11 protein-coding genes are annotated in these 7,181 nt (G+C 49.1%); 3 read left to right on the top strand and 8 right to left on the bottom strand.

Annotated features, from left to right (window positions below):
- From AK963_RS23450 to AK963_RS23420, 8 genes are all read right to left on the bottom strand, one after another.
- The coding region (locus AK963_RS23450) for a hypothetical protein (protein ID WP_202969843.1) at nt 1-546 on the bottom strand (546 nt) is incomplete at its 3' end.
- Nucleotides 533-1,057, bottom strand: a complete 525-nt coding sequence (locus AK963_RS23445) for a hypothetical protein (RefSeq protein ID WP_066017826.1) — start codon at nt 1,055-1,057, stop codon at nt 533-535. The genes AK963_RS23450 and AK963_RS23445, both read right to left, overlap by 14 nt.
- 1 nt (nt 1,058) lies before the next feature.
- On the bottom strand, nt 1,059-1,196 hold the full coding sequence (locus tag AK963_RS33495) for a hypothetical protein (RefSeq protein WP_175404614.1): 138 nt from the start codon (nt 1,194-1,196) through the stop codon (nt 1,059-1,061).
- A gap of 122 nt (nt 1,197-1,318) precedes the next feature.
- Nucleotides 1,319-1,855 (bottom strand): DUF669 domain-containing protein, encoded by a 537-nt coding sequence (locus AK963_RS23440; RefSeq protein WP_066017825.1) that lies wholly within the window; start codon nt 1,853-1,855, stop codon nt 1,319-1,321.
- Between the two features lie 11 nt (nt 1,856-1,866).
- Complete coding sequence (locus AK963_RS23435) at nt 1,867-2,640, bottom strand: ATP-binding protein (RefSeq protein WP_066017824.1); 774 nt, start codon at nt 2,638-2,640, stop codon at nt 1,867-1,869.
- The gene (locus AK963_RS23430) at nt 2,640-3,056 is read right to left on the bottom strand and encodes a DUF7173 family protein (RefSeq protein WP_476588284.1); all 417 of its coding nucleotides are present in this window, start codon (nt 3,054-3,056) and stop codon (nt 2,640-2,642) included. Before AK963_RS23430 ends, AK963_RS23435 begins: the two co-directional genes overlap by 1 nt.
- Before the next feature lie 37 nt (nt 3,057-3,093).
- The gene (locus AK963_RS23425; protein ID WP_066017822.1) at nt 3,094-3,399 is read right to left on the bottom strand and encodes a hypothetical protein; all 306 of its coding nucleotides are present in this window, start codon (nt 3,397-3,399) and stop codon (nt 3,094-3,096) included.
- Nucleotides 3,400-3,521: 122 nt separating this feature from the next.
- On the bottom strand, nt 3,522-4,148 hold the full coding sequence (locus AK963_RS23420; RefSeq protein WP_066017821.1) for a helix-turn-helix transcriptional regulator: 627 nt from the start codon (nt 4,146-4,148) through the stop codon (nt 3,522-3,524).
- Between the two features lie 178 nt (nt 4,149-4,326).
- On the opposite strand from AK963_RS23420, the gene AK963_RS23415 reads away from it, so the two are divergent.
- The 3 genes from AK963_RS23415 to AK963_RS23405 all read left to right on the top strand — a co-directional run bounded on the left by AK963_RS23415 (nt 4,327) and on the right by AK963_RS23405 (nt 7,111).
- Nucleotides 4,327-4,557 (top strand): helix-turn-helix domain-containing protein, encoded by a 231-nt coding sequence (locus AK963_RS23415; protein ID WP_066017820.1) that lies wholly within the window; start codon nt 4,327-4,329, stop codon nt 4,555-4,557.
- Between the two features lie 72 nt (nt 4,558-4,629).
- The gene (locus tag AK963_RS23410; protein WP_066017819.1) at nt 4,630-6,636 is read left to right on the top strand and encodes an AAA family ATPase; all 2,007 of its coding nucleotides are present in this window, start codon (nt 4,630-4,632) and stop codon (nt 6,634-6,636) included.
- Nucleotides 6,637-6,925: 289 nt separating this feature from the next.
- Nucleotides 6,926-7,111, top strand: coding sequence for a RuvC family protein (locus AK963_RS23405; RefSeq protein WP_066017818.1), 186 nt, complete (start codon nt 6,926-6,928; stop codon nt 7,109-7,111).
- Nucleotides 7,112-7,181 lie beyond the last annotated feature (70 nt).

Genomic DNA, 7,181 nt, shown 5'->3' with positions numbered 1-7,181 from the left:
ACCATACAGTTCATCCGTGTTTTTATTGACGGCAATATAGAAGGCTCGGGTCAGCTGCGGGTTGGCCAGATACATATACACCTGCATCTGGACAAAGTGTTCAGGCTTGGCTTCTTTTACCCCTTTGTTGACCAGGTTCTTGAACGACTTCTCATTGTGGGTTTTCATCTCAATGAGGTGCCACGTTTTCGGGGCTTCGATAAAGCCCTGGCCAACACCATCGAAGGAACCGCCGAAATGGCTGTCGCAGGCAGATACCCGGAACTGCTCGCCAGTGGCTGGATTGGTATCAAAGACGGTGACACCGGCTTTACGCAGGTCTTCCACAAAGCGGGGCTCGGATAAGTGGCCGGTTTGAAACAGCCTTAGCAGCTGACCGCTGTGTTTGACATCAGTGCACCAGCGGAAGCTATACCAGAGTTCCCGGTCGCAAGGCCGACCAATGAGGGAGCCGCCGAGGTGAGCCCGGAAGGCGTCACCTTGGTTGTTCTCGTAATGCTCGACAATGGCTTTGATGGTGGTTTGGGTAGGCTCAGGGATTTGCATTGCTGCCTCCCTTTTCCCGGTTAATGAGCTCGACGATCTTGGGAATGGAAAAAGCATCGTTATTTTGTGCAGCCATTAAGACGTACTTTTTCAATTCCTTGCTCGCACCCGCCTTGGCTAACTTAATGGCTGCACTTTTCCCGATAAGCTTTACTTCACCTTTGTTGAAATTATTAAAGGCTTTGATCCAGTCGAGAATAGCAGTGTAGGAAGGCATTGAATCAATGCGGAGTCTTTTACCCACAATGCCGATGAGATACTGAAGCTCACTCTGGTCATCCTTGTTTTTCCACGCATGGTAAAAGGCATGACTTATCCAGTAAGCGGCATCAATGTTTTCTGGATTACTACGCTCTGCCCATACCTTGCTAGACAACTGTGTCCCACACTGTTCGAGAATTTTCGTGGTAATGGCATCGGTCTCGGACGGGCTAAACGTCAGGTCATAAAACTGCTGCTCCAAGGTATCGAGCCGCAGCTTCAGTTTTTTGATTTCCTGTTCAGCATCCATGCTATTTCCTCCGGTTAATCCGTCTTGCGATCCGTTGCGCCTTCCGTTTTTTCTTGCGCTCAGTGCCGGTCAGCCTTTTTTTGGTGTAGCGAGCCTTGTCGGCCTTCTTGGCAGAAGTGCCGTTTGGGTTGAAAAACATAGAGTCCTTTCCTGATAGTGAGAGGGGCGAACCCCTCTATGATGTGACGACGTAAATGAGAACGGCGGTATAGGCGACAATGCCAAAGGCAAGCGCTATCGCTGCATACCAGTCTTCCCGGCTCACTGCTTTGCTCCCCACGGCGGCGCTGCATGTTGAGCCGCAGGGTGGCCAGCCGGAGGCTGTTGTTGTACCGGGGCTTGTTGCTGTGGTGACGGGTTATAAGCCGGGGTCTGCTGCTGTGGTACGGGAGCCTGCTGCATTGACTGGCCACCGACACCGATCCACTTCTTAACCTCATTTTTAGGTCCATAGCCCGGATCGTTTTTAATGACGATACGGATACGAACGATCTGATTAAGCAGTTGATCCGTGTCATTTATCATTGGCTGGCCGATGGCGTGAGCAATCCGGGACAGTTCCTTCCTCCCGATTTCCTCTGCCCTCGGGCTACGATTCTCGATATTGTGCTGCGACCAGAGCTTACGGCCTTCAAACTGCCCTTCCATAATGGTGTAGGTCAGTTTCACCATGCGGCCACCGGTCTTGGTGTTTTCAAGTGAAGCCTCAGTCATCATCGTGAGGTATTCACCTGCCGGCAGTGGTTCAAAGTCATCTGTCGGATCGTAGTCGCCTGCATTAAAACCTAACTGAGCCATGAGTAATCTCCTTATTTCTGGCTGGTGGTTTGGGTCAGAGCGTCACTAAAGGCCTGCCAACTCAGCGGGAGCTCAGGTGGTAGGCCATAGCGATTCTTGGCAATGAAGCTCGGACGAGCCTCGGTGTAGAGATAACGTTGGCCAGTACTGATGCCACGGGTTTTGATCTTGTTAAAACCGGCTTCTTCTTTCTCAATGACGGTTTTGTAGTCAGCAAATAACACGCAGTCGACGGACTCCATGATCAGTTCGCTCGCCCGTTTATGCAGCTTGATCTGGAAACGGTCGTAACTGTCCGTCATTGGACTCTCAAACCGTTTGATTTCAGAGTGGGCGATCAGAATGAAGGCCATGCCTTTTTCATTGCGCAGGGCAAAGAGGGCATTCAAAAGCTGACGCCATAAATCCAGAGCGAACATGAAGCCTCTGCCATACCCGAAATCTTCAACGGAGTTGTAACGCTCACCCTTGGGGCCAACGTAGTTATCACACAGATGCTTCCACAGCATCGGTTCCAGATGATCCAGGCTGTCCAGAACCACGGTTTGATAGTGGTGCTCGGACGTATACAGGACGTTCAGTGCATCCAGAACGTCCTGAAAGGAAGTCATCAGCGGGAAGGCGTCCACTTCCAGCTTTCCCAAACCGTCCTCGGTGCAGATAAAGATCGGGTTCGGTGCCCCTGCGCCAAGGGAGGTTTTGCCGACACCGGAGGGGCCATGCAGGGTCAGAGCCGGAGCCTTGAAGCCTAAAGAACGGCTGATGGAGTTCAGGGTAATCGCCATTACTTGTCCTCCAGGCGTTCAAACTTAACGGCCACTTTTTTTGGCTTGGTGGTGATCGCCTCGGCCACAATGTTGTAACTGGCCGGATCAAGGCCTTGGAGACTTTTTAGCTGCCGGGTGTCTATTTCCAGCTTCGCCCTGACGATCTTGGCAGCAATGGTTGGAGAAACACGGCCTTTCACCTTCTCCCACTTCTCGGCATCCAAGGTGCGTGAAAAGCCTGCAGAGGTAGTCACCTTGTAGTAATCCCCTTTCAAGGTATGACTACCCTCGTCTTTGACACCGACGACCTCACTTAACTGCTGCTCGATAGCAAGGCGGTGATCCCTTGCGTTTTGCTCTGCAATTTTGGCTCTCTCTAACTCGTAGGCGAGTTTGTCCAGCCGTGAAGCATCATTGCTTTCGGACATAGCAATTTCCTTTTGTTGTGTGAGTTGCTAGAAAGGTTAGTGCTTAACCATTTTTCCCAGGTACAGCGTTGAGAAGCTCGAAGAGATCGGGTGCATTATTGAGGGCGATGTAACCTTTGCCATCGGTTAAGTCGATAAAGACGCCGTTAACAGTAAATAGCTCAGGAATGGATTGTTCAGGAACGGAAGCTTTCAACTCAGCGAAAAGATCAAACAGAACAGCACGTGCTTTTTCAGCCTCCTCAGTTAACTGAACGGCACGTGCATTCAGCTTCAATGATTCATTTTCGAGCCTGAATACTCGCTCGGCAGTTAATTTTATTGCGTTACCTTGCTTAAAAACGTCCATTGTCGATTACCAGTCAAGATTTGTTTTTATTGAATAAACATTAGACTGCCTTCGACATTTTAAGCTGTCAAGAAAATAAAGATATTTTATTTAACTTCACCAAACTCAAGGATAGAAAAGTTCTATATTTCCTCAATGGCTTGAAGTGAGGCGATAGCCTGACCAACATAGTTATCTCTTACTACCTCAATATTTGCGTATCGCGGATTATTGAAAACCAGCATAGGCTGCTGATTAAGCTCATCATAGGCACCAAGAACCAGCGTTTTGTCTTTAAATAGCGAAAATTTCCCAACAGCAAGAGGCTTATTGGGATCAATAAAAACGTAGGAGTGATGAGGAAAACTAATACAAGGTAATCCGCAACTATCCATGGATGTACCATAAATAATGTAGCAGAACGTGATCTCACTACACCTTACCGGACACGTAATCCAACTGACATCCTTTGGCACCTCTTTGGCCAATACCCAATCCTCAACGGTAGATTCGTTAAGAATCGGAACCGACAGACAGGGTATTTCCTTTCGTTCATTACCGTGAATGATAAACTCGGGACTGACATCAAATACTGAGGCAAGCTGATACTGTAACTTTAACTGGTTTTTTTCAGTAAGATCGACTTTATTGCCAAGCCACAACGATACGGTTGCTTTGGTCACTCCAAGGATTTTACTGAGATCTACCTGGGTCATATTCCTCTCAGCAAGAAGTAACCTTACTCTTTCTTTCCAATCCATCGTTTCCATCGGTCTGATTTTCCAGTTCTTATTCCTGTGGCAATTATTCTCCCAATTAGCCTCTAAGTAAACCAAGGGGCATTTCAAACAAAACTAAAACCTAATCTTTCTTGACTGTGTTTTTTTCTGAATGTTACATATCTTGACTTCAAGCCATAACTTCCTAAACCCAAAAGGAGTCCCGATCATGAAAACAAAAACAACGCCTGGTGAGATCATTCGGACCTATCGCGTACAGCAGGGCATGACCCTCGATACTTTTGCCAAGGTTCTTCACTGCACCAAATCCGATCTATCTCTGGTTGAAAACAATAAGAAGACAATCAGCAATCTCAGAAGATTGTTCTGGTCAACCATTATTCCTCAGTTCACCCCGGACATGCTCACCGCCGAAGGCCAGAAGCCCGCCGATGGATGATGCCAATAGAGCGAGCAAAGCGCCAACTCCCCCTTTGAACACAACAATAACTAACGACAGGAAGCAAACGTCATGGAAGCGAACTTGCCTGATACCGCCTCTGAAGCATGGAAACTGAACGAAGCCGGTCTGTCCATCGTGCCGCTGGGCTCCCCTTTTGAAGAACCGCCTGAATGGTTTGTAGAGGACCGTTGTGCGGGTGACCGGGACAAGGCCAAGATTGAGTGGCCAAAAGCCCCACGCTATCGCTGGAAGCAGTATCAGGATGAAGCCCCTGCAGATAGCCAGATTGAGCACTGGACGAATCTCTTCCCTCATACCAATTGGGCAATCATCACCGGCTATGGCGTCGTGGTGGTGGACGCAGACAGTGCCGAGGCGGTCGCGTTCATTGAGAACGGGGCCATCACCCGCACACCACTTCGGGCCAAAACCAGTAAGGGCAAGCACTACTACTTTCAGGTCAACCCGGACTTCCCGATTCACAACTCCGTTCGCAAGAACAAGATCGACCTCCGGGGCATTGGCGGTTACGTGGTGGCTCCCGGCAGTACTCACGCTGATGGGACGCTCTATCAGTGGGAAACCGACGGGTACATGGACATAGCCGATCTCCATGATGTGCCATACCTCTCCCCGGAGGATATTGCCACCATCAACGGCTTCAACGGTCAGGCCACAGAAGAAAAACCAGAGGGTAACTTAGGGTTTACCACTGACCAGTATCCGCTGCCACACGATGGGAGCAACCTTGCCGAAGGTCAGGGGCGCAATAACGCTGCGGCCAGTATGGCGGGGCAATTACTCCGGCAGAACTACTCCCTCCGGGAGGTGAAGGCCATTCTGGATCGGTGGAACCAGTCCAATACACCGCCATTGTCCGATGCAGAGCTCAATACCACGATTGCCAGCATTGCCAGAACGCACTCCAATAATCACCCTGGCTCATCCATTCTTATCGAGCCATTGCCGAATACTCGACAAGAGTTTGCCTTCAGCCACGTGAAAGAGTTGGTTAAAGGCGTGAAGCCGATCAACTGGCTTATCAAGGGCTTTCTTGAAATGGACTCTCTGTCCTTGATGTTTGGAGAGCCTGCCTGCGGTAAATCGTTTTCTGCCATTGATCTCGCCTGCTGCGTGGCCACAGGGAAGGATTGGCATGGCAAGCAGGTCAAACGGCCGGGGCCGGTGTTCTACATTGCCGGGGAAGGCTTCAATGGCCTCTCCCGGCGTTTAATGGCGTGGCAGGTATCCCACGGTTACAACCTGCGTAATGCACCGATCTACATCAGCCAGTGTGCCGCCTCGCTTACTGACCTTGGTAATGCCCGTCTGGTCAGTGCCAGCATTGAGGAAATTGTGGAAGAAACCGGTGGTGTCATTCCCTCGATGATTGTCATTGATACCTTGGCACGTAACTTCGGTCCTGCGGATGAGAATGCCACCAAGGAGATGAATACCTTCATCAACCACATCGACCAGTTACTCCGGGCCAAATACTCCTGCAACGTGCTCATCGTGCACCATACCGGCGTAGGCTCGAAAGACCGGGCTCGGGGTAACAGTGCCCTGAAGGGTGCTCTCGATGCTGAGTATGCGGTAGTTAAGTCGGATGATGAAGTAACGATCACTGCAAAGAAAATGAAAGATGCAGATGAACCGGAGCCAGTGCACTTCCTCTTTGAGCCGGTTCGCCTGCCGTTCATGGATGACGATGGAGAGCCTCAATACAGTTGTGTCTTGAAACATTACGACAAGCAGGCAATGGGGCTTATCAAGGCAGCAGAGGCAGGAAAAAAACAGGCCGAAATTCAACTTGGAGATAAGCAAAAGCAAATCCTGAGAGTGCTCCGGCAGCTTACCCTTGATGCAAAAGCAACGCTGGCAAAGTCCGGTCGTGATCCTGAAAAGGCACTAATTGAAGTTAAGGGTCTGAAGGAAAAGTGCGTGGCTGAAGGATTTATATCAGTCAAAAACTGGGGTCGAACCTTTGCTGCATTGGTGGAACGTGACTTCCTGCACATCAATGAGCCGTTTGTCGCCTTAACTGATAAGGCAAACGAGGTATTAGGCTATTGAAAATTAACGCATTTAACCCGGCTGTTAGTGCCGGGTTTCCTTCAAAAAATCAGGATAAAAATACCTCATGCCTCACCAGTTTGAGGTTATCTATTTTGTTATTTGCCTCGCTATTCTCAAAACCCTCTCATTTTCAACGAGTTAGACGGTTCCCGATGCCGCTAGCCGACTCCTCAACAACCCCTCTCTCTTTCTTTAGAAAGAGAGAGGGACTTGAGGGGAGGGAAGCATGAAGCAAAACGGGGAACGAGAATGATCGTTTAAGAAAAAAACTCAGGGAAGAAAGTTTATGAAAAAAATTATTATAGGAATTGATCCGGGCCTGACGGGAGGTATAGCAATTCTGGACAGTGGGACGATGGAATTAATCACGGTTGTGGATATGCCCATTGTTCCTGAAGGCGGGAAAAAGAAAGTAATACCAATTTCATTTTCAAAATATGTCACGAATTCTGCGATTGCCTTTATACTTTAAATAGCCTGTTGTTCATCCCGTTAATGTCATGCCTAAAACTCCCGATTTTCCTGAAAACTTTCACGATGCA

It is taken from the genome of Endozoicomonas atrinae (genome assembly GCF_001647025.1).
GTDB classification, from domain to species: domain Bacteria; phylum Pseudomonadota; class Gammaproteobacteria; order Pseudomonadales; family Endozoicomonadaceae; genus Endozoicomonas; species Endozoicomonas atrinae.
Note: the sequence above shows the minus strand (reverse complement) of the source record. Positions and strands in the feature narration are given on the sequence as shown.

Coding starts and splice junctions, on each gene's coding strand:
- AK963_RS23440 (WP_066017825.1), bottom strand. CDS start 1,855: ATGGCTCAGTTAGGTTTTAATGCAGGCGACTACGATCCGACAGATGAC.
- AK963_RS23405 (WP_066017818.1), top strand. CDS start 6,926: ATGAAAAAAATTATTATAGGAATTGATCCGGGCCTGACGGGAGGTATA.
- AK963_RS23410 (WP_066017819.1), top strand. CDS start 4,630: ATGGAAGCGAACTTGCCTGATACCGCCTCTGAAGCATGGAAACTGAAC.
- AK963_RS23420 (WP_066017821.1), bottom strand. CDS start 4,148: ATGGAAACGATGGATTGGAAAGAAAGAGTAAGGTTACTTCTTGCTGAG.
- AK963_RS23435 (WP_066017824.1), bottom strand. CDS start 2,640: ATGGCGATTACCCTGAACTCCATCAGCCGTTCTTTAGGCTTCAAGGCT.
- AK963_RS23425 (WP_066017822.1), bottom strand. CDS start 3,399: ATGGACGTTTTTAAGCAAGGTAACGCAATAAAATTAACTGCCGAGCGA.
- AK963_RS23445 (WP_066017826.1), bottom strand. CDS start 1,057: ATGGATGCTGAACAGGAAATCAAAAAACTGAAGCTGCGGCTCGATACC.
- AK963_RS23415 (WP_066017820.1), top strand. CDS start 4,327: ATGAAAACAAAAACAACGCCTGGTGAGATCATTCGGACCTATCGCGTA.
- AK963_RS33495 (WP_175404614.1), bottom strand. CDS start 1,196: ATGTTTTTCAACCCAAACGGCACTTCTGCCAAGAAGGCCGACAAGGCT.